The organism is Paenibacillus sp. cl123 (assembly GCF_900101595.1).
Classification (GTDB): Bacteria; Bacillota; Bacilli; order Paenibacillales; family NBRC-103111; genus Paenibacillus_G.
In genome coordinates this window covers 86,362-110,047 of sequence record NZ_FMYY01000006.1, presented here as the reverse complement: position 1 = coordinate 110,047, position 23,686 = coordinate 86,362, and the positions used below count along the sequence as shown (strand labels likewise).

Genomic DNA, 23,686 nt, shown 5'->3' with positions numbered 1-23,686 from the left:
GCCCCCAAGCTGCTTACCCAGCCGCCGCCTCTCTCGCACCGCTAACCTCGCTTCTTGCTTGCCGCCCCGTTCTCCTTCTATAAAAAAAGCTCCTGATCGGAGCCTATTCGAGGACGATACATTCGTGTTTTAACGGCAGCTTTTCTTGCGAGCAGAAAGTCCGCCGCGCTTTATTGCTTTAGTGAAGGTAAACATTCTTTACTCTTAAAAAAGCGTCTTCCGCCGCTCCCCGCAAGCTTTTCTGCGTCAGCGAAGCCTCCGGCGCAGCTCTTCCAGGCGCGCCTCATCCGGCTGCTTGCCGCCATAGCGTGCGGCCTCGTAGAGCTCCACCAGCTCACGCGCCGCTTCGGCCGCTTCCGCTGTCGGCACGGCTCCTTTCCGCGCTCCCGCCTCCCGGAGCCAGCGCTCGATATCGGCCGCCGTCTCCCTGGGAGTAAGCGGGGGATGGAACGAATAACCCCGTCCGGTATTGCCCAGAAGCCAACTGCGGTACAAATAGCGGACCCGCTCTTCACCGGCGGACAGCTCCTCCCAGCGGCTTTCCTTGCGTCCGCCTCTCCTGCGTCCAGGCCACAGACGCAGGTCCGACCACGACCACAGTCCGGACTCCTCATCGATATAACCGGTTTTCTCCTGTTGCTCGGTGCGCCCGCGCAGCAGCGCCAGCAGCCCGTCCAGCCAGCGCCTGATCAACCCCGGCCCGCGGCGGTACAGCCAGACCAGCAGCGCTGCGACGATGGCAAGCATCAAGCCGACGGCGAGCGCATAAAACAGCGCGTTCAAAATATGCGTCCACACCCCAGGCTCCGGCGGCGGCTCGCCCATCCAGGGCGGCGGCTGCTTCTGCGGTGGCGGCTCCGGCTCCGGGACAGGAGGCGCTTCCTCTCCCCCGCTCAGCAACCATCCCAGCAGTGTCCTTACTCCCTGCCAGACGAAGCCGCTGAGGCTGCTGGCCGCCCCCATCGCCAGCAGCACCGCGGCCACAAAGATGCGATTATGACGGCGCAGGGCCGCGGGTATGACGACCGGCCTGCCGCCGGACAGCGTGACTCCCCGGATATGGGAGCCGTTGAGCATAAACAGAACGAGCACCAGGCTTGCCGCTCCAGCAGCCGACAAAATAGGCAGCAGCTTGGCCAGCGGAGGCTGGAAAGGAAAAACCATCCCCGCCAAGCCGTACACAACAAGCCCGCTCACGTAGATTCGGCCGCTGCCGGCCCTCCCATAGGCTGACATGCCCGCATAAGCGGCCAAAATGCCGATGCCCGCGGTCACCGCCAAGCTGTAGGCGTCACCTCCCGCAAGCTGTCCGGCGGACAAGCCAAGCGCCGGGCCCAGCAGCAGGGAAGCCAGTCCATGCTGCCATACCCTTCGCCAGCGTAAGCCTATCCACGCGCCGGCAAGCGCACCCAGCAGCATGAGGCCGAGTACCCAGCCCAGCTCTGCCGAGCGGTCGATCGCTCCGGGCCAGCCATAGGCGAGAGCGACGAGCGGAACCGGCAGCAGAAGCAGCAGCTCTCCGAGGCCAAACAGCCATGCGCTGGGCAGCTCTCTCCTTGTCCGGGCTGCCGGGGCAGACAGCCCGGAGGCGTCCTCAGCAGCCGACGGTCCCCGGCTTGCCCGGCCCTTCCCGGCCCGGTCCCTTCCATCCGCTCGCTTCCTCATGCCGTCCTCTCCTCCTCTCTCGCCTCCGGCAACGTCAGAAGCTCCACTTCACAGCCTTGCCGGCGCAGCTGGTCGGCCGCGGCCAGCAGCTTTTCTCCGGTATGGCAGGTGAGCAGCAAGTAATCGGCCATATCGTCAGCCGAAGCCGACTCCAGCTGTTCCGTTTCCTGCAAAAGGAGGCCGTCCATCGTCCGAACGGTTTCCAGCTCCAGCCTCGCCAGCGTCTCCAGCAGCACCGCCAGATGGCCTTCTCCGCCGCCAGGCGGTATGCGGATCGGCGCCGGTGTGCCGCCTCCAAGACGGCCGTTGCACAGAAAGCCCACCTCGATGCCTCTGCCGATCGCATAAGCGGCAATCGAGGCGGCATAGCTGATCCCCCGCTCCATCCGGGCCGGATCGGTTACCGCCTTCCACATGCCCTCGGAGATGTCCAGGTTCAGCGCCAGGATAAGCCGATGGTCGGCGGTATAATCCTTGCGGTGCACCTGGAGCGCGCCTGCCCGGGCGGTTGCCTTCCAATTGATCGACGGCAGCGGATCGCCCGGCCTGTAATCGCGCACGCCCGATGTCAGGAACGGGTCCTCGACGATCCAGCGCCGAACGGACAGCTCGCCCAGCCAGCTGCGCACCGGCAGCGGCAGGTCGTCCACCTCCGCCGGCTTGGGGTATACCAGCAGGTCCAGATCGAGGGCGAATCGCCGCGAGCCGGCCTGAATGCCGAACGGATCGCCTGCCGTCATCGTCGCGGATTCGAGCCGGTAATAGCCGCGCTTCATGCAATACACCTCATGCCTGCGGATAATCTGGCGATAGGGCCTCAGGCTGAACAAACTGATATGATTCTGCAACAGCTCGCCGCCGCGAATATCCAGGTTCGATTGAACGCCGAAGGACAAGCCCTGCGAAATCAGCGATTCCAGCCGCAGCCACGGGAGCGGGAGCAGCTTGCGGTTCGCGATCCGCTCGACCATCTCGATCCGGTCTCCGACATACGCGATCGGGCTTGAGAAATGCCGTTCATACTCCAGCCGCTTGAGCGCCCGCCAACGGTACAGGAGCGTCAGCGCGGCCAACACGGTAAATGTTCCGAATATCAGCGAGAGCACGCTCATTCGCCTACCGGCCTCCCGCCTGCCGCGTCTCATCCGTCGCCCGGAACGGACCCGCGCCGGCCTTGGTCGGAACCGGAAGCTCCGGCTCGGTCGGCACTTCCACGGATGCCAGCAGCCGGCGGATCACTTCGGCGCTTCGGCCTCCACCGCGAACCCGAATGCCCCCCTGCAGCAGCAGTCTGTGAGATAGCACAGGGACCGCCATCGCCTTGATATCGTCCGGCGTCACATAATCTCTGCCCTGTACAAGCGCGTACGCCTGGGAAGCCTTGAGCAGCGCCTGGGTGCCGCGCGGGCTGACGCCCAGGGCGACATCGGGATGGGTACGGGACGATTCGGCCAGACGGACGATGTACCGGCACAGCTCTTCATCGATCCGAACCTCGGCCGCCAGACGCTGGGCCGCGACGACCTCCTCCGCGGAGGCCGCCGGCTCCAGACGCTCCAGCGGCTGCTCCAGACGAAAGCGCTGCAATATGCCGACCCCTTCCTCGAAGGTCGGATAGCCCATCTCGATCTTTAGCAAAAACCGGTCCAGCTGCGCTTCCGGCAGGGGAAAGGTACCTTGGTTATCCACCGGATTCTGGGTCGCGATGACAAGAAAAGGCCGCTCCAGCCGGTGAGTAACCCCATCGATCGTAATCTGGCGCTCCTCCATGCACTCCAGCAGACTCGACTGGGTGCGCGGCGTCGCCCGGTTGATCTCATCGGCGAGCAAAATGCCCGTAAATACCGGCCCCGCCCGAAATTCGAAATTTCCGGTGCGCTGGTTGTAGAAATTAATGCCGCTCAAATCCGAAGGCAGCAGATCCGGCGTAAATTGTATGCGCTTAAATGTACAGTCAAGCGAACGCGCAAGCGACTTGGCCAGCAGCGTCTTGCCGGTGCCCGGCACATCCTCCAGCAGCGCGTGCCCATCAGCCAGCACCGCCGTCAGCAGCAGATCGACGGCCATTTCTTTGCCGACGATGACTTCCGCAAGATTGGCGCGTATCCGCCCGATCCATGGTCCTATTTCCTCCATGCGCATGAATATCCCTCCCGCAGCCCATTTTCCATATTTTCCTTACCTATCATACCAGAAACGAAGTTGCCGGGAGTAGAGATTTCCACGCGACTGCGCAGGATTGTCCGCAACGGATGGGCCCAGGGATAATTTGGTATACTTAAAGTAGAAGACTTATGAAGTTTTTCGTCATGCAGACGATGAACCGCGTGGGTATACCCGAACCCGCTCAAGAAAGAAGGCCGACCATGATCAAACGAATACAGCAACGATCCGCCGCTCCCGGTAGCATCGCCGGTTTCCCGGCCTATAGCCCGCCTCCGGCCGAGCGGTCCTTGCGCCCCATCCTTGCTCCGCTGATGCTGATGATGTGCTTCCTGAGCCTGGGTCTGCTCGCAGGCTGCAGCCTGGGCGGGCAGCACGGCGCTCCACCGCAGACGGATACGACAGGCCAGGCCGGCGGGCCAAGCGGCACCGCTCCCGAAGCTCCGAGCCCGGCCCCCGACCCCGTACAAGAGGTCATAGACGGGATGACAACCGAGGAGAAAATCGGACAGCTCGTATTGATAGGACTGGACGGTCTTCAGCTGGATGACCGGGCCGAAGCCTTCATTCGGGAGCGCCATATCGGCAGCGTCATCCTGTATAAGCGCAACATCTCAAGTCTCGCTCAGACCGTCTCGCTCGTCCAGGCGCTGAAGACGGCCGGCCGCGAGCAGCCTTTGCCTCTTTGGATCAGCATCGACCAGGAAGGCGGAGCCGTGAGCCGGCTGCCCGCCGAGTTCGCCCCGCTTCCGGACAGCGCCCGGATCGGAGCGGCACATGATGCGCAGCTCGCCCGAAGCGTAGGAGAACTGCTTGGTGAAGAGCTGCGGCTGGCCGGCATGAACATGGACTTCGCTCCCGTGCTGGATGTCAACAACAACCCGGCCAATCCGGTGATCGGACCGCGTTCGTACGGCGCGGACGCGCAGCTGGTCGCCGAGCTGGGCGCCCAGGCGATGGCGGGCATAGCCTCGCAAGGCGTGGTGCCGGTAGTCAAGCATTTTCCCGGACACGGGGATACGGACACCGACTCGCATCTGAAGCTGCCGGTCGTGCGCAAGTCGCTGGAAGAGCTGCGCCGGCTGGAGCTGATCCCGTTCAAGCGGGCGATAGCGGAAGGCGCGGATGCGGTGATGGTCGCTCATCTGCTGCTTCCCGAGCTGGACGCCAGCCTGCCTTCCTCCCTCTCTCCGACCATCGTAAACGGCTTGCTGCGCGAGGAGCTTGGCTTCCGGGGCGTCGTGATGACCGACGATCTGACGATGGGCGCCATCTCGGGCAGCCGCGGTATCGGGGAGGCGGCCGCAGCGGCCGTCCGGGCGGGCGCGGATATCGTAATGATCGCCCATGGCTATGACCAGGCGAATGAGGCTATAAATGCTTTGCGTCTGGAAGCTGCATCCGGGCGCCTGACGCCGGAGCGGCTGAACGCCAGCGTGTACCGCATCGCGGCGCTCAAATGCAAATATGACCTGCCGGATCGCGGCCAGGACATGCCGTCGATCAAGCAGATCAATGAACGGATTCGCCGGCTGGAGCAGGATTATCCTGCCCTGAAGCCGTCTCCCGCCAAGTAAAAACGATGGGGATGGTACGGCCATTCGGCCGCAGAAAGCCCCTCCGCCGCTTCGGTTAGCCGGAAAGTGACGCAGCCGAAGGAAATTCGTTCTTCACGGCATATTCAGCGACGGAAGAATCACGCTCGCAAAGCCGCTCCCAGGCATCGACGCACAGAGGATCGAAATGAATGCCCCGCTGCGCCGCAAGAAAGCTCATCGCCTCTTCATGCGACATCGCCTGCCGGTAAGAGCGTTTGGAGGTCAATGCGTCGTAGACGTCGGCGACAGCGACAATCCGGGCCATAAGCGGGATTTGCTGTGCCTTTAGCTTGTCCGGGTAGCCGGTTCCGTCCCATTTCTCATGATGCCAGCGGATGATGGCCAATTCTTCCTTCATGAAGCCCAGCCGTTTGCACAGATTATACCCGTTGACCGGATGCTGCTCGATGATAAGACGTTCCTCCGGGTCAAGCCGCCCCGGCTTGTTGAGTATCTCATCCGGAACCTCGAGCTTGCCCACATCGTGGACGATCGTTCCTTGCGCCAGCGCCCGGAGCTGGTCCGGCGGCAGCCGCAGCTCCTCCGCCAGCCGGAGCGCGTACAAGGTGACTCGGAAGTTGTGCCCGGCCGTATAAGTATCCTTTTTCTCCGTAGCAGCCATCAGCGAGCGGACACTCGGCGACATGCTGCTCGTGATACGCTCCATCGGGTCCGTGGTGAACAAGGAGCGGAAAGCGCCTCCGAGCGAGCGCTTGTCCCCGTATTGGGCCGTCAGGCCGACCAGCATCACCACCATGGAAGCAAGCAGCAGAAAATGATACATCCACCAGCTGGCGCGCCATACTTCGCCGGTAATCATAATAAACTGCGATAAAATCAGCCACCCGCCGCTGTAGACGATCGCAATCTGCAGCGGAAACCGCGAATACAGATAGGACCGGTAATATCGGCACATGGCATATCCGTTCAGCCCCAGGGTCAGCAGGGCCAGCATTATGTTAAGCGGCTGGATGTCCAGCGGAATGATATCGGCGAGATGCGGTAACAGGAGCCCGGTAATGCCCAGGGCGGCAAGGGCAGCCGTCCATACGGGCACAAGAAGATTCTGATAGCGAGACAGAAAGGCGACGAGCGGGTGGTCCGAGGAAAGCGACGACAGCCATAGCCACAGCGATGCCAGCAGCACGCTGGCCTGAGCGGCCATACCGGGCAGATGAGTGGCGTGCAGGATAAAATTAGGCGTGGACAGGCCATGAATCATAAATATCTCCGCGAGCGAGATGAAGCTCAAGGCGAGGAAGCTGACCTTGATATTGCGAAGCCGATTGCCCGCGATCCCGACCAGCACGGCGATCAGCAGCGCCAGGAAGGCTACCGCGGTCACAATGTAGAAATGGCCGCGAGGCAGAGCAAAGCTGACATCCCAATCCGGAGAGCGTCGTATGAGCTCATATAAACCGAACGGCAGCGCGATACCTGCTGCAGGTCCTGCAAGGCTGCGATATTTCATCGGAAAATCCCCTTTGTCCGAGCCTAAAGTCGTAGTTCCATCGATACCCTTATTCTAGCACAAACGTCTTTTTTCGCCTATTGAAGCGCATGGAATTTTCTGTCGATGTCACGGGAGAGGGACTTACAGAATCAGCCGGCCTACCAGCCCGGCCAATAGCAGGAGCCTTCGGCAACGCCGGCTTCACGGCAATTTCCTTGTTCGTTGTGTCCTTCTGCCCTTCCGCCCTTCCGCCCTTGATTATTTGAGTTCCTGCTCCCGAGTTCGCGAATCTTGAAGCTTCCGACTGCCGACGCGACCACCGAAGCCAAACCGGACACGCGAGGAGGTTCTCATCCTACATAAAGACAGCCAAAAAAACACCCGCTGCCGGTCCAATAACCAGCAGCGGGCGTTTCATGCAACAAGCCGTCGGCAGGGGTTGAATCTGCCGGCTTTTCCTTTCGGGCTAGCCGCGTTTCTCGGCAAGCCGCTGCAGCAGCACAGCCGCCTGCGCCCGCGTAGCGGTGCCGGCTGGCTCGAAGGCTGTCGGGCTGACGCCCTGCACCAGCCCGGCCTTCCGTGCGAAGGCCACAGCTTCGCGCGCCCACGGCTGCAGCTGTTCGCGATCTGCGAAGTCGGCGAGCAGCCGATCTTGCTCCTCCGGCGTCGGCAGAGACTCCGAGCCGCCGGCGCTGCGATACGCCCGGACGACCATGGCCGTCATCTCCTCCCGCGTCAGGAGGCGGCCGGGCTCGAAGCTCGAAGCTCCGGCGCCCGTCACGATGCCGGCTGCTGCAGCGGCATTCACCGCTCCGGCATACCAGGCGCCAGACGCCACATCCGTGAAGCCGGCTTCCTGAACAGCCGCCGTCTCCAGCGCGAGAAGACGAACGAGCATCGCCGTAAACTCCGCGCGGTTAACAGCTTGCTCGGGCCTGAAGCTGTCCGGCGAATAACCGTCCACATACTGGCGCATAGCCATCCAGTTCACTTGAGCTTCCGCCCAGTGTCCGCTCATGTCGGCGAAGCCGCCCTTGTATTGCAGCAGGGCGAACCAGCCTGCAGCGCGGATATCGAAGGCCACGCTTTTCCGTCCTGCCTCTGCGGCCTCCTCCCCGCCGACATACGTCCAGCGGTCGGTGCCAGCCTCATATCGGTATGCGCCTGCCTTGCCCGCGCCGGCTTCCGATGGAGCCAGCGTCCACAATGCCTGCAGCGGCTTGGCTCCCGGGGCGGCCTCAAGCGGCTTGCCCCGCCCGTCATACACGCCGAGCGTAAACATATCCGATACAGGCTTCAGGATGCCGCCCGATCCAAACCGGCTCAGCCACAGCTTCGCTTGCTCGCCCGCCGCCTTAGCGATTCTCACCTCGATCGTCTCTCCCCCGGAGGCTGCCGCCGTGAACGACGCGGCCTGAAGCCTCAGCTGCAGCGCTCCTGCAGACAGCTTCACTTCGGCCCCTGCCGCAGACAAGCTGCGGAAGGCCTCCGCCGGGAACTGAACGACATACTCGTCAGCCTGCTCGCCGATGTCAAGCTTAAAGCCCCGCTTGATATCGTTCGCCTTAAGAGCCGACTCGATCGTATCGGCTTTCACGCCGACCTGCAGCTTCTTGCGGCCCGCCGCATCCTTCGTTGGCGTTACAGCCGCGCCCTTCATCAAGTCGAACGGTTTGCCCGGCTCATCCGGCTGCGATCCCGAGCCTCCCGGACCCCCGCTGCCTTGAGAACCGCAGCCCGAGGTGCAGCCATTCGGCTCCTCTTCCCCGCCGGGCTGACCGAATCTGACGGTTAATACGTATTCCCGGCTGTGAATGCCGTCCTCCGCCTGAACGCGGATCTTCAGCTGTCCGTCTGCCGGCAGCTGCACCGTTCCAGACGCGCCGCTGACGGCTTCATTGCCGGCAATAAACAGCTTTGCCTTCGCATGGGCTGTCGTCGCCTGCACCTGTACGCTGCCGGTCCGCTCCGGCACGGTCAGCACATAATCCGTGCGGGTCGGGCCGAACGACGGCGACAGTGTGCCGCCCTTGACAGCCAGCGCCGACAGCTCGGCATCGGCCGACAGCGGCGAACCTTGGCTGGTCACAGTTATCCGGCCCGCGCCGGACAAATTGCCCGCCAGGTCGCGCACAGCTCCAGGCTGCAAGTCGAGCTGCACGGCAGCTCCTTCGGCAACGCGGTTATGGAGCGTCAGCACAACCTCCTGCTCCGCTTCCGCCTCATTGCCCCGCAGCTTCCGGTTCACGAACACGGAGGCTACGGCATCGGCGGCTCCATTAATGATAAATTTGCCTGGCTCTGGCGCATAGGACGCATCAAGCTTCTCATTGAACATAAGCCGGATCATCCTATTGCCGCCATCCAGACTGCCCTTCTGCAGCTCAGGCGCCTGCCCGTCGCGACGAACAACGGTAACGCTGCCGGTGTAATCCGCGTTCAGGGCAATGCCCGCATAGCTGATAATGAAGGAGGAACGAACCTGTACGCCATAAACGCCGCCTTCCGCAAGCGCCTGCGGGGACGCCGGTGCGAACTTAAGCGTACGGGTCAGCTTTTCGCCTGTTGGACTCGTCTCCTCCTGCGCGGCGGTCAGCGTACCTTCGATCACTTCGCCGGCGGCGTCCGTCAGCCGGATCGCTTCGTTGTCCAGCTCGGCTGCGCGGACATGCTTGCTAAGCGTCAGCTCGACATGGCTGCCCCCCTCGTAAGCGAGGCCCTGAACGGAGACGATCTCCGGAGCTTGCTTGGATACAAGACCACTGTTGACGTCCAGATGCGGCGGCGGTACGTCCATCTCCGCGCTGTAGGCCGTCTCATAGCCCGGCAGCTCCCACTTCACCTTCCACCTGCCGACCGGCACATCCCAGCCGTAACGGCCTTCGGGATCGGTGCTTTGCGGGTTGATCTGCTCGTATTCCTCGGCGTCCCATTTCTTCCATTGGCCTGTCGCCGTATCCAGATACAGCACGGTAGCGGTCACCCCGCTGAGCCGGTTGGACTCTACGGCTTCATAGACATAGCCGCTCGGATCATAGATCCATTTCGGATCGGCTATCTTACGGCTCTTGCGTTTCTTCCACAATCCGGTCAACGGATCGTAGTAATCCGTTTCTTCGTCTATACATTCATTGTAGCCGGAGCCTACCGCGTCAATCTTGGCATCGACGTATTTGTCGATCTTCCCTTTGACGATATCTCCGGCAAAGCCTGCAACTACACCGGCCGGCCCTTCCAGCGCCATCGCTCCCTGCCAGGCGCTGATGGCGGTCTTCGCCACCTCTCCGCCTACCGTTGCGAGCAGCGCCATACCGGCCTCTTTGCCCGTCTCCACGGCTGCGGCCGGGCAGGAGAGGCTCGTTTCCACCCCGTACATGATTTTGTTGATTTTGCCTGCATAAGTCTTGTAATCGGAATACTGGCTCTTGATGCTGTTGATCTGATCGTACGGCCCCTTCACCTCGGTGTGCACCTCGGTCACGAATTCGGCCATATGAGCATATTTCTGCGGAACCTCCAGCCCTATATCAAGCTTAGAGACAACGCTCTTCGACTTGCCCCCGGCCGCCAGCGACGGATCGTCTGGGAACACCAGCTGCGTTGGCATATAGCCGGTAATCCGGCTCGTCAGACTCTTCTCCGTCTCCGATTCGCTGACTGCCGCCTGGAATAGCGGATTGCCGGTTGCTTCGGCGTCAGCAATCTCCGCTTCCGTCGGCTTGTAAGCCGATCCGGGCTTCATCGTCGTAGTTACGCTCATCGTCAGGTTCGGAAGCTGAGGGAAGCTGAGCGTCACCTTGCTCGCATATACCCCTCCCCGCAGCTCGAAGGGCTCGGAGGACTCGACCACAAAGTCTCTCATAGCCGCCGGAAGCTGTGAGCGCACCTCCTCCATATCGACGGCGCGACGCTCATACTCCGTCTTCTTGACCGGTCCGTCATAGCTGACATAGATGCCTCCGAGGGCACCGCTCGTCGTAGGCACTTCCGCATGGAACAGACCGTCCGCTCCCAGCGTTGCCGCAATCGGCTGGCCGTATTGGCCGTCCATGTACAGCTGAACATTGCGCACGCGGGACGGGTCGTCGAACTTCAGCTCAAGCTCAAACGGATGCCCCGGCACCACGGTATACGGCATGCGGGCGACGCCCTTCCTGACATCCAGCTCGATCCACTTGCCGTTCGGCAGCTGGCCCATGGCCATCCGAAGCAGCTCCGGAAACTCGGGGTCCACTTCGACATATTTCGGATCGGACTTCAGTTCAACCCCTCTCGCTACTGCCGAAGCATGCAGCGCATGCAGCTTTTCGCCGCCAAGGTCGATCAATTCCACCTCTGTCCGCCACAAGCCTGCCGGCGATGCCAGCGTTTCGCCTATCAGGGAGTTGGTGTCATAAACCGCTACCCGGCTGCCGGCAGGCGCGAAGCCGCTCAGCTCCACCTTTGGCTCCTTGATCCGCTCCGGCGCTTCCAGCGTGACGCGCGGCGCTTCTACCTGCAGACTGCCCAGCCGCTCGTCGAGCGCAGCGCCTTTCCACTGTCCGCTTAGTCTCGCTTCCAGGGAGAGATGAGGCTTATTCAGGTCATCTGCGACCTGCGCCTGCAGGGTGACGGCTCCCTTCGCGCCGCCTGCTATCGTGCCGACAGGCACCGTCACCTTGCCCCCGGCCCATACCGCTTCTCCCTTCGCGCCGCCTGCAGCGATGCGTCCTTCCGCATCCCTCAGCAAAGTCAGCCCATCCGGGATCGTCACGGTCAGCTGACCGTCCGTCAACGACTCCGCATGCGGATTGTTGAAGGCGGCTCGCAAGGTCAGCTTCCCTCCTGGCACCGCTCTGTTCGGAAGAGCCATCAGCTCGTTGCCATAGTGATTGGAGAAGTAGCGGGTTTCCTCAAAGGTCAGCTTGCCGAGCTGCTTGAACTCGCCCTCCGCCAGTGTAAATACTTGGCTGGCATACTCGTAGCCCGAGGAATTCGCCCCCCGCTTCGACCTGCTCATAGTCAGCCTGTATTCCCCGGCCTGCGGAGCATACAAGTCGAAGCGAGTGCCCCTGAAGCCGTCATAGGCGACGGGAGAGCCCCAGCTGCCATCCGGCTGACGGAGATAGAGCTGAGTATCGACCCGGCTATCGGCTAGGTCGACCTCGCCCTGCACGCGTCCGCCCTTCTGTTCCATCCGGATAGTCGCAGTTCCGCTCGCCTGCTCGTCGAGAGCTACCTGATCGCAGGCGGTTCCTACGCCCTCCAGCGTACCCGTTACGCACACATTGACGGTTTCGCCGGGTTCCCCCATGAACGAAATGATATTGGTATAATAGCCGCTTTTCCATCCTCTGGCCGACTCAACCTTGTACTGGGCATGGACCTGCTCCATATTGAGCGGCCCTTGCCAATCGCTGCCCAGCGGCTTGTTGAATACGTTCAGGATAATTTCTCCATAGCCGCTCCCCTTGAGCGCCAGATCCAGCCGGGGATTTTCCCCCTTCACGATCTTGCGGGTCACGCCTTCGTCCTGAATATACATATAGGATGGCTGGAACGCGCGGATCAAGGTTTCCGAGCCGTCGGTATTTTCCAGCAGAGTCAGTGTGTATTCTCCGTTCAGATTCGTGCGGGCTGTACGGACTTCGGGCTTCCCCTTGTACGTCGAGGTCGCCGTCACCGTTGCGTTCAGCAGCGGCCGTCCGTCAGGAGCCGTCACCTGTCCGCGAAGAACCCCCTCCTCCGGCTTGTGCAAAACGATAACCTTCTCCTGGCTGCCCGGGTTAAGCGTGACGGTCTGCGGGCCGATCTCGTCGTAATAACGGCCCTTCAGATCAACTTCCAGCTGGAAGACTTCTTTCGCATCATCCGTTTCCTGCCACTCCGTCAGCCCATCCTCTCCGGCGTACAGCGCCCCTCTCGTTTCGCTGTGGTCCTGATTCCATAGCTGAATGGAGACGTTCGGCACGGGCTGCCCGTGCTGGTCGACCAGCTTCACGCGAAATTGTGCCGCCTCGGGTATCGTCCCCGTGATAGTCTCCGTTATGCCTGGCCGGGTCGTGATACTGCCTGGAATCTCCCAGTAGCGGTATTCGGGGGACTGAATGGTGAACTGGTACGTTTCCTGAGGAAGCAGACCGGCAAGCCTCATCGGATTATGCGTAATTTTCTCCGAGCGGTAGCTGCCGTCCCCTCTTTTATACTCGATATGGTAGCCGTCCAGAGGGATGCTGCCCGGGTTATGAATGTTCACTTCCACGGCGCTGCCTACAGCCAGCGGCAGATTCGGGGCATCCCCGACGGCCGCCTCGGCCCCCGTTCCCAGCGACACGCGAATGCCGGTCACCTCGGCCACCCCTTCGGCGATCGTGAAGGCTCCGGTGTAGCGGCCGCTCTGGCCCGCCGCTTCGCTCAGGGCGACCTTCGCCGACTGCTCGACCAGCTCCGCGCTCCCTCCGCGGTTCTCCCAGGCTTTATAAGCGACCTGAGCCTCGCCGCTCCGGCCCTCCGGCCCGACGACCTGCAGGGTCAGCGTGCTGCCGATGCGGGCCAAGCTTTTCTTGATCAGCTGATCCGCCGTCCAGCCGACCTTGACCGTCTTGCCGTCGGACGGCGTCTTCACCGTATAGGTCGGCCCCCCTGTGCTGGACAGCCTGTCGGCATTAACCGCCTCCACTCCGAAGGTATACGTCATGCCGGGCTCCAGGCCGGTCACCTCATAGGTCGTAGGCGCCGCTGCTACTGAAGCGAGCGGAGTCCCGTTGCTATAGATCTGGTAACCCGTTACCCCCTTCGCATCCTGGGCCGGACTCCAGGTCAGCCTGACCGAACGGGGCGTAAGCTCCGTCCCTTGCAGCGTGCTGCCTGCCGGCCATACCGGAACAGAACCCTGCTCCTTGGAGGCGATAAATACCCCGAAGGTGTATCTGAACAACGGAGTGGGATTCGCCACCTCGTACAAGCCCGTGAACGCCACCTCCTGCGCCTGGCTGCTCAAGGCAGGAGCCATACTGGACCACATCGGTCCGAACGGCGATCCGGCTACCTCGACCGCAGCCGTGGCCCGAGCCGTCAAATCGGCCACGAAGGACTTCTGAGTACGTTCCCCCTCAAGGCCTCCTTCCACATCGCTCATAAAGGCGACGTATCGGCCGTCGGGACTGACGTAAGGACTGCCGCTGGCTCCGTCGAACGGCTGGCCGTTCGGCTGCAAAGACACGCGCTGGAGCCCCGGCGCTCCCTGGCTGTATACGACCACATCGGCCTCGCCGTTCGCGTCACCCTCCGTCAGACCGTCATCGCCGGTCACGAAGGCGACTACGCTCCCGTCGTGGCTGATCGACAAGTCGTCATTGTAACTGTCCTCTTGCTGACCGCCCTTTCCGACGTTCAGCCGCTTGATCGTCTTGGCTGTCCGGTCGTACAAGAACACATCGGCCACGAAGTTCGTATCTTCCGGCACCAGGAGGTTCTCGTAAGAGAAGAAAGCAACGAAGCGGCCGTCGCCGCTGATCACCGGCTCGAAGCTCCGGCCCCGCGTCTCGAATTCTTCATGCGGCCTGTAGGGCTTGCTGATTCGTTCCATCGTTTGCGTAGTCCGGTCATACACATACACCTGCTCCCCGTCGCGGGAGTCCGTACCCGGGACGAGATTGCTCGCATCCGAAGAAAAGGCCACGTACCGGCCGTCCGCACTGATGGAAGGATGCTCCCCCGCACCGTCCGCCGCCGAGCCGTCATACCCCCGGTTAATGTTCTCCAGCTTCTTCTGAGTGCGGTCGTACACATAGACGCCGCCGTAACGGAATTCTTCCTCTTCATCGTCCTGGTTCACATAGGTTGAGAACACGATCTGATTGCCATCGGCGCTCATGGAGAAATAATCCTCCAGCACCTCGTCCTCGGCCCCGCGCGGGATGATCTCGGCGGCTCCCGTGCTGCGGTCCGTCACCGACAAAGTCTGCTTGATCTCAACCGGGGCTGCCGTACCGGCGTCTGTGCCAGGCAGTACCAGCCCCTGGTTAGTCAATACTTCCATATGGAGCGAAGCTGCATAACGTCCGTCCGGGGTGATCGCATTGCGGTCGCTGAAGGCTATCGGCTCTCCGGGCTGCCTCTCCCTGCCGATCCGGCTAAGCGTGCTCCAGGTCAGCGACGCAGGAGCGGCCGGCTGGATCAGAAGGGCAGCGCGGCCGCTCCCATATGTACCGGCATACACGGACTGGCTCACCGAGCCGGCACGAGCCGCCTTGCCCGAGCTGCCGTTTACCGTCTCCGCGGATGCAGTGACGGGCAAAGCAGATCCCAGCGCCAACGCGGCTGCCGTTACAACAGCCATTCCGCGCTTGCCGGCCTGAAACAAAGAATACATGCTCATATAGATGAAAACCTCCGAAATTTATGATACAACGTGTTTCATTATATCGGGTTTAAAGTGTAATAAAAGTGTATTTGTACACAGTACTTGTCATTTTTTACCGGGAAGATTTGTCACTTCCTTCGGGAATAACCGGGAATTTTTCGGGAATCCTCGGGAATTTCGGAAAACTGCTCATCTGTCTGTCCAGAGAATCCCCGTATGACCGGATACCGGCCTGCAGCCTCCTCGGCAGACTCCCCCGGGTACGTTCGACAAGGCTGTATTCATTCATGCCCATGCCCTAACGTCCGGCTCTCCATGCGGCCAGGTACCTCGGCGCATATGTACGTTCCGCGCGGGACTGTGCAGGCCAAAAAAGCGGAGCCGCAGGCATCCGCTTGCCCGCGCTCCGCTTCCCCGCTGCCGCGGACCGGCCTCCGCAACCATCCGCCGCCGCAGACCGCTCGCATCAAGGGGCGGTACCGCGCTCTCCCAGCACAATACCGATCCGTCCGTCACGAACCTCCACCCGGTAAGACTTCACCCGGGTCCGTTCGCTGAACAGCGACTTGCCCGTCTTGATATCGAATTCCCAGCCATGCCAGGGGCAACGTACGATCTCGCCCTCCCTGCCGTAGGCATACTCATACACGCCGGCCGGCTCCGTCGTGCCCGATACAAGCCCTGCGCACATAGGCGCACCCTGATGCGGGCAATAATTGTTCAGCGCATAGTACTGCCCGCCGACCCGGTAGACGACGATCTCTCTTCCCTCCAGCCGGACGAGCGCCGAGCCACCCTCCGGCACGTCATCCGCATGCAGCACGTCATACACGGCCATAGACGCTCACCCCTCTTCCCTGCTACAGTTTGTATAATTTCTTGGCATTTTCATAAAACACCTTGCGCCGCGCCTCCGGCTTCAGCTTGCGCAGGATCATATCCGGGGCGTCGAAATCCCAATGGGGGTAATCGCTTGAATACAGGATCATATTCTCCGCGTCGAACATGTTGAACAGATCGATCAGGTGCTGCGGATTGTCCGGCTCCTCGATCGGCTGCGTCGTCAGGAAGCAGTGGTCGCGCACATATTCGCTGGGCAGCCGTTTCAGCCAAGGTACGGTTGAGCGCAGCGCCTTATAGTTTTTGTCCAGCCGCCACAATAGCGGCGGCAGCCAGGCGATGCCGCCTTCGACAAGCACAACCTTCAGCTGCGGAAATTTGACGAACACCCCCTCGCATACCATGCTGACCAGGTGGGCCATGAACATCTGGGAGAGGCAGGTATGCCACTCGATATAGCGGGCAGGATAACCTGCGGCAGTCGGCGCGGTGGAGCTGCCTCCCCCCTCCGCGCCGGGATGGATGGCAACCGGCAGTCCATGGCGCTCGGCCGCCTCGTAGATCGGGTGGTAGCAGCGCTGGCCGAGCGGAGAGCGGGCGGCGCTGGAGATAATAACCTCCACGATATCCGGGTGTCCGCCCAGCCGGTCGATCTCCCGCGCCGCGAGCTGGGGATCGAGCGTCGATACCGCAAGCGCCCCCTTGAAGGCCGGATGCTTGCCGAGCCACTCCGCGACGAGGTAATCGTTATAGGCCGAGCAGATGGCGGCGGCATAATCCGGGTCATGCGTCGAGGAGATGTTGTAGACGACCCCTGTCAGAATCGCCGTCTCCACCCGATAAGGCTCGATCAGCTGGCGGATCATCAGCTCCGGATCGGACCCGGCCTTGCCCCCTCCCGGCGGGATGGAGTCCTTCTTCATGACGCCGACCGGCGACCAATAGTTGGAGCCCGCGTAGCCGATGCCTGTGGCTGCTACCCGCGAGCGCCACGGCTCCGGCAGATAAGGGACCAGCGCCGCATCCGCCTGCTCGTTGTGTACATCCGCATCGATAATAGGGAATTCATCCGCGAAGGCCACGGATATCAGCTCCTCCTGTCCGGCTGTTCGGCAGAAACAGCCGGACCCGTTTATTTGCCCCCATACGTCCGCGTATAGGAGGTGTCGTACATCTTCAGCAGCTCATCCGAGCCGAGCTTCTTGGCCTGATCGATAAACTGCTGATAAGTCGTATCGTTGATCGGCGTCTTGCCGGTGACGAACTCCGTCAGCTTCTGCTCGAGATATTTGGTCAGGTTGTTCAGCTTGGATTTCTCCAGCTCCAGCTCCTCCTGCGTCTTCACGATCTGTTTGGGAGCCGGAATAATATATTTCTCATAGCGGGCGTTGATGTCCTTGCTCTTGTCGCTCAGTCCGTTCTCCCACGCCGCTCTGGACTTGGCGTTGTCCAGCGTGATCAGGTCGTACCAGACGCCCCAATCCTTGCGCAGCGTGTTAAACGGAGAAGCCCCGAACTCCTTCATAAAGGATACCTTGCCGTTCTCCTTCGTGTAGGTCTTGCCCTCGATGCCCAGCGACAAATAGTTGGACCCCTCTTCGCCGACCAGATAGTCGAGGAATTGCACAGCCCGGTCCTTGTCCTTGACCTTGGCCGAGATCGCGCGTCCTACCGCTCCGACGACGGGACGGGAATGCTGGTAGTTTTTGATGCCGTCTGCAGCGAAGGAAGGGATGGCGTCCAGCTCATAGCCGGGTGTACCCGCCTTGCGCGCCTTGTCGACAAGCGACTCCAGGTCCGCCTTCCAGAAGTAGGTGACCAGCGACTTGCCCTTCAGAATCCGCTCCTCCCATTGGGCCTGGGTCAGCAGCGAATACTCGGGGTCCAGCAGCTTCTCATTGTACAGCTTGTTCAGAAAGACGAGTCCATCCTTGTATCCCTTATGGTAAGGCGCGAATGCATACCTGCCGGTCGTCGGGTCGATGTTGTAATAGCCGTGAATGCCGGTAAAAATGCGGCCGAATACCGTATACAGCCCCGTATCGCCGGAAATCGTATTGGAGATCAGCGGGTACGAGCCCGGCTCCTTTTCCTTGAACGCCTTGAGGAACTGGTAGAACTCATCCAGCGTATTCGGCGCCTTCAGCCCGTACTTATCCATCAGGTCCTTGCGGCTGTACCAGATGAAGTTGAAGCCCTTGCCCTCGGCGTCCCCTTCGATCACCGGCACCGTATAGATGCCTCCGTCCGCTCCCGTCGCGACAGCCTTGGCTTCCGGATATTTGTCGTAGAAGGCCTTGAGGTTCGGCGCCTTGTCGAGATAATCCTTCAGATTGAGGAACACTTTATCCGGCCCATGCTCCCGCCCTTCCTGGGTACTGACCTGGATAAAGTCGGTGACCGAGTTGGTGGCGATCATAATCTGCCGCTTCTCGACAAGACCTTCCTGGCTGACAATCTGGAAATCCGCTTTGACCCCTGTCTTGGCTTCGATCTCCTTGAAAATCTCCCAGTCCGTGCGCACCTTGCCCTCCACACGGTCATAGACCAGCCAGGAGAAGGTGATCGGCTTCTTTGCATCGCCGCCCTCTCCCCCTTGGCCCGCAGGAGCCTTGGCCCCGTCGCTGCAGCCTGCCGCTACGGCTCCGGCCGCCAGCACCACGCTCATCATTGCCGCATACGTCTTTTTCTTCATTCCTGTACCCTCCCATACTGAATCTCGTGATCGTTCGTGAGCTTCTGCCGATTCTGGCTGCGGCCCGCACGGGCGGACCCGGCTGCCCTTATACTGCAGATTGGCGGGATATGCCTGGAAGCTAGCCCTTGATGCCGCCGATCATGGCGCCCTGTACGAAGTACTTCTGGATAAACGGATACACGCACAGAATAGGCAAGGTAGCGATGATGATCATCGCATACTTCAGTGTCACCAGATGCGTCAGATCGCCCTCTCCCTGAACATTCGTGCCGGCGATCAATATATTGCGGAGCATAATTTGCAGCGGATACATGCTCCGGTCGTTCAGATAAATAAGCGCGTCGAAAAAGGCATTCCACTGATTCACCGCCGTGAAGAGCCCGATCGTCGCCATCACGGGCATGGACAGCGGAAGCACGATCCGCAGCAGCACCTGGAACGAGCCGCAGCCGTCGATCGTCGCCGCATCCTCCAGCTCCTCCGGCAGCGCCTCGAAAAACGTTCGCATGATGAACAAATACCAGGTGCTGACCAGCGAGGGGAGCACGATGGCCCAGATCGTATTGAGCATCCCGAGCTGCTGCACGACAAGGAAAGTCGGGATCATCCCGCCGCTGAACAGCAGCGTGAAGGCGGCCAGCAGCAGGATCGGCCTGCGGCCGGGCAGCCATTTTTTGGCCAGCGGATAAGCCATGGCCGAGGTAACGAACAGGGTCAAGACGACCTGCAGAACCGTATAGCGGATCGTATTCCAATAGCTGATCCACAGATCGGGATTGTAAATTAGCTGCTCGTAGGCAAGAGGCGTGATGTCCTTGGGCCACAGCAAAACCTCGCCGCTCGCCACCAGCGCATTGCTCGAGATCGACGCCGAGAAAACATACACCATCGGGTAGATCATCACGATCATCAGCACGATCATCAGCAGCACGTTGAAAGTGTCGAACAGCCGGGAAGCGAAGCTTTCCTTGATTTTCATAAGACGGTTCTCCCTTCACCATAAGCTGGTCTCCGAGTATTTGCGGACGATCCGGTTAGCGGCTACGACAAGGACGAGGCCGATGACGGACTGGAACAGCCCGACCGCCGTGGCGAAGCTGAAGTCCGCGTCCAGAATGCCGCGCCGGTAGACGAATGTATTGATAACATCCGACGTTTCGTAGTTCATGGAATTGTACAGGAGCAATATTTTCTGAAAGCCCGTCTCCATAAAGTTGCCTAAGGTCAGCACGAACAGGACAATCATCACCGGCAGCATCCCGACCAGCGTAATATGACGCACCTGCTGAAAGCGGTTCGCCCCGTCCATCTTGGCCGCCTCGTATAAGGTCGGATCAATGCCGGATATCGCGGCAAGGTAAAGAATCGTTCCCCAGCCGATCTTCTGCCAAATTTCCGAGCCGACGTAGATCGTCCGGAACCAGCCCGGTTCCCCGAGGAACAGAATCGGCTCGATCCCGAAGGCCCGGACCAGCGCATGATTGATGACGCCGCTGGAGGGCGACAGAAAGGTCACGATGATGCCCGCGATGACTACCGTGGATAGAAAATGCGGCATGTAGCTGACGCTCTGCACCAGACGCTTGAACCAGGAGATGCGGAGCTCGTGGAACAAAATAGCCAACACGATCGGCGCCGGGAAATGAAACAGCAGATCGTACACGTTCAGCATGACCGTGTTGCGGATCAGCTTCCAGGCGTCGGGCGTTACATAGAAAAATTCAATGAAATGCTTCATCCCGACGAACTTGCTACCCAGAATGCCCCGTCCGACGGAATAATCCTGGAAGGCAATGATGATTCCGTACATCGGCGCATATTTGAAGATCAGGTAATACAAGATGCCCGGAAGCATCAGCAGGTACAGCGCCTTGTGCTTTTTCATCGTCGGCCACAGCCGCGAGCCGTTCGTCAATTGCTCCACCTCCCTGCATGAGCTGCTTTAAGATGGCCTAACTATAACGAACCGCGCAGCGAAGCGTAAAGCGTGCATATTTGCAGACGGATGCAGGTTTATCGGACGGCGCGGGGACTGGGTTTGCAGAGAAGGAGGAGGAAAAAAAAGAAACTTCGGAAAAAAACGAAGCTTCTTTGCGCAGGCGCTCGGGGGCGCGCAGGATTGATTTTTTGTTCAGCACTGCTGCGACATGCGATATTTGGCCGGCGTGACGCCCTCATACTTGCGGAATACGCGGATAAATGAGTGGCGGCCCCAATACCCGACCTTCTCCGCAATATCGTCGATGCGCAGATCCGTCGCCAGCAGCAGCTCCTTGGCTTTCTGCAGACGGTATTTGGCAATGTACTCCACGTATTTCTCGCCTACTTCTTCCTTGAAGGTGCGGCTGAAGTGGCCGACCGACATATTCAGCTGGCTGGCGAACTGCTCGATCGACAGCTCCTCATTATAATGGGCATGGATGTAGTCCACAATATCCGTCAGCTTTTTCGCCCGGCTCTCTTCTTCCGATTCGGGGAACAACTGCTCGTGGATGGCGATGAAGCATCTGCGAAGCTCATCGCCGGTCATACACCGGTTCATCTGCTCGAATAAGCCGGCGTAAAACAACATGTCGAAGTCCTTGCGCTCCGTCTCCACGGCGCGAATCCACGTGTTGAGCAGATCGGAGCATACATACTTCATCTGGGCGGCCGGCACCCGTCTCTTCACCCCATCCTCCAGCATCTGAAGCGCGCCCTGAAGCAGCTGATCGTAATCCCGCGACTTATAGCGGTTCAGCACCCGGGTAATTTCCTGTACGGATAAAAAGGTCTCGCAGACCGGCGGCTCCCACGCCACCCGCCCGTCGCATATCTCCACATCGGGCTGCAGGCTGCGGCGCTGCAGAGCATGAACCGCCTGCTCATAAGACTGGTGCAGCTGCTCGATCGCATGCACTTTGCGGCCGATGCCGATGGCGGCCTTGTAATATTTGCCGTGCAGCTTGAGCGCCAGCTTGATCATCTCCGCATGCTCCTCCGGCGTCACGTGCAGAAGCGGATCGTCCTGGGCCACGCACGCCAGCAGCTCCGGCTTCGTCTGGCACAGCCATACCGGCGATGGAATGAGGCCCTGGATCTGTTCCTTCAGCTCGGCCACCAGAAATGTCTTGGACGTTTCCGACAGCGGCTCCACCGAGTAAGCGTCATAATGCAGCGCGATGCAAAATACGGTTCTCGATGCTTTGCGCGCATAGTTGAAATCGATCTCCTCGGCGTAAAATTTGATGGCCAGCGCATCCTTGTATTCGCCAAGCAGAATTTTGGCGATGAAATATTCCTGCAGAATCGGCAGCATCCCGTCAACCCGCTGGGACAGCTTGCGGTTCTCCGTTACGATCAGTTGGGAGAAACGCTTGATCGCATCGAATTCATTGCCTCCGGCGCGCAGCGTCTGTCCTCCCTCCGATCGGTGCAGCTTGAGGTTTTCCTTGATTTCCATAATCGGCTTGTAGATGCGCCGGCTCAGATGGTACGAGACAAAGCTGCCCACCACGAGAAAGAAGAGCAGGAAACCCCAGCTTATAACCTGAGTGACTGAAGCCGGCTTCATCAATACCGGAAGATCCACGATGCTGAGGTACGCGTAGCTGTCATCGAAGCCGGACTTGACCAGCGAAATGGCCCGTTCGCCCGTGACATGGAAGCCGCTGGCCGGGTCCGATGCTTGCACCCGCTCCTGAAGCCGGATCAGCCGGGCAAGCTCGCTGGCATCTTCGCCGTTCAAGCCGCTCTGTCCGATCAGTTGGCCGGCCGGTCCCATCAAGGCGGTGCCTGCCGCCCAATTCTCCGGGATGTCAAGCAGCGCTGCCAGTCGCGCCTGATTGATCTGGACAACCAGATACACCTCCGGCATATCGGTGTTATAGGGATAGCTCATTAGGACGGACATATGCTCAGTCCCGGCCATGGCGAAGTCAAGCATTTTCCTGCCGCTCATCCCGGTGACCAATTCATGCTTCTCACGCTCCTCCATCGGATACCGCTGCTGGAAGAAATAAGCCCGATCCGTGTAAGCGTCTGCATCGATCACCAGATCATGATTGGCGAAATACAGGAAGGCTCGCGCTGCCAGCTGGTCGGATTCCAGCTTGCCCAGCTGCTCCCTCAGCGAGCGGATCAGCTCGGAGCGCTGCGGGTCCTCCAGCGACGTATCCCCGGCCACCTTCAGCAGGCTGCGGATATTGGAGGTCGTGAGCATATTGATCATATTCGTCTGCAAGGAATGGAACGCGGTGTCCGTTTGTTCCGACAGCCTGGCCATCATCACATCGTTAAGCTTCCGGGCGTCCTCCTCGATCAGCCGGACGACCAGCAGATGCGCAAGCGCACAAGCGACGATGACCGGGATCAGGATCAATACGAAATAACTGGCGAAATGCCTTCGAAACAGCGCGGCCCGAAACGAATGTTTACCAGGGAAAGAAGTCATATCCGCTGACCACCTTTGGCTGAATAGTAACATGCAGAAAAACTCACGGGACGGACGATAACCTGGGAGCGAACACAGCGATAAAATCCGGCTACGAGCCGGAAGCAACCGGGAATGGAGTTGGGAAAAGAGAGGGTTCCATGCGGAACAGGTGTAGGGGACTGACGGAGGCTGTTACGTAGTATTATAGTGATTCTGTAATTTTAATTCAATAATAATATATTATTTGAAATTAAATTTCATTCCCTTTGAAATACTTCTTTTGCGTTACTATCCAGGTACCTGTCAGGCTGCTCGCCGTTTGGCACGGGGACAGAGGTCTAGTCATTCGAGCGCGGGTCGGGGCGGGTTTGTATGGGTTTCCGCACAAAGTTCATTATTTGGTCGCGGGGTGCGGCGATTTTGTATGGTTTTTCCCACAAAATGCATCATTCGAGCGCGAGGTGCGGCGATTTTGTATGGTTTTTCGCACAAAGTGCATCATTCGAGCGCG

The 23,686-nt window shown here is 60.1% G+C and carries 12 protein-coding genes; 1 reads left to right on the top strand and 11 read right to left on the bottom strand.

The window, feature by feature from the left end; genetic code table 11:
* Positions 1-246: 246 nt before the first annotated feature.
* The 3 genes from BLR08_RS12525 to BLR08_RS12515 are packed head-to-tail and all read right to left on the bottom strand — an operon-like array spanning position 247 to position 3,807.
* Positions 247-1,665 (bottom strand): DUF4129 domain-containing protein, encoded by a 1,419-nt coding sequence (locus BLR08_RS12525; protein ID WP_072329554.1) that lies wholly within the window; start codon positions 1,663-1,665, stop codon positions 247-249.
* Positions 1,662-2,777: a DUF58 domain-containing protein gene (locus BLR08_RS12520; RefSeq protein ID WP_072329553.1), complete on the bottom strand. Its 1,116-nt coding sequence runs from the start codon at positions 2,775-2,777 to the stop codon at positions 1,662-1,664. Before BLR08_RS12520 ends, BLR08_RS12525 begins: the two co-directional genes overlap by 4 nt.
* Positions 2,778-2,781: 4 nt before the next feature.
* Entirely contained in the window at positions 2,782-3,807 is a 1,026-nt protein-coding gene (locus BLR08_RS12515) for an AAA family ATPase (RefSeq protein ID WP_072329552.1), read from the bottom strand.
* Positions 3,808-4,031: 224 nt separating this feature from the next.
* Between BLR08_RS12515 and nagZ the strand changes: the two genes are divergently transcribed.
* A complete protein-coding gene (gene nagZ / locus BLR08_RS12510) occupies positions 4,032-5,405 on the top strand; it encodes a beta-N-acetylhexosaminidase (RefSeq protein WP_176835504.1) in 1,374 nt (457 codons plus the stop codon).
* 55 nt (positions 5,406-5,460) lie between these two features.
* Here nagZ and BLR08_RS12505 read toward each other — a convergent pair whose 3' ends face one another.
* From BLR08_RS12505 to BLR08_RS12465, 8 genes are all read right to left on the bottom strand, one after another.
* Positions 5,461-6,897: an HD-GYP domain-containing protein gene (locus BLR08_RS12505; RefSeq protein ID WP_072329551.1), complete on the bottom strand. Its 1,437-nt coding sequence runs from the start codon at positions 6,895-6,897 to the stop codon at positions 5,461-5,463.
* Positions 6,898-7,345: 448 nt separating this feature from the next.
* A complete protein-coding gene (locus tag BLR08_RS12500) occupies positions 7,346-15,238 on the bottom strand; it encodes an S-layer homology domain-containing protein (protein ID WP_072329550.1) in 7,893 nt (2,630 codons plus the stop codon).
* Between the two features lie 451 nt (positions 15,239-15,689).
* Positions 15,690-16,061, bottom strand: a complete 372-nt coding sequence (locus BLR08_RS12490) for a Rieske (2Fe-2S) protein (protein ID WP_072329548.1) — start codon at positions 16,059-16,061, stop codon at positions 15,690-15,692.
* Between the two features lie 22 nt (positions 16,062-16,083).
* Positions 16,084-17,145 (bottom strand): amidohydrolase family protein, encoded by a 1,062-nt coding sequence (locus tag BLR08_RS12485; protein WP_072329547.1) that lies wholly within the window; start codon positions 17,143-17,145, stop codon positions 16,084-16,086.
* A gap of 50 nt (positions 17,146-17,195) precedes the next feature.
* A complete protein-coding gene (locus BLR08_RS12480; protein ID WP_072329546.1) occupies positions 17,196-18,758 on the bottom strand; it encodes an extracellular solute-binding protein in 1,563 nt (520 codons plus the stop codon).
* A 121-nt stretch (positions 18,759-18,879) separates the two neighbouring features.
* Entirely contained in the window at positions 18,880-19,740 is an 861-nt protein-coding gene (locus BLR08_RS12475; RefSeq protein ID WP_072329545.1) for a carbohydrate ABC transporter permease, read from the bottom strand.
* A gap of 15 nt (positions 19,741-19,755) precedes the next feature.
* The gene (locus tag BLR08_RS12470; protein WP_371117280.1) at positions 19,756-20,646 is read right to left on the bottom strand and encodes an ABC transporter permease; all 891 of its coding nucleotides are present in this window, start codon (positions 20,644-20,646) and stop codon (positions 19,756-19,758) included.
* 246 nt (positions 20,647-20,892) lie between these two features.
* Complete coding sequence (locus BLR08_RS12465) at positions 20,893-23,193, bottom strand: helix-turn-helix domain-containing protein (RefSeq protein WP_072329543.1); 2,301 nt, start codon at positions 23,191-23,193, stop codon at positions 20,893-20,895.
* Positions 23,194-23,686 lie beyond the last annotated feature (493 nt).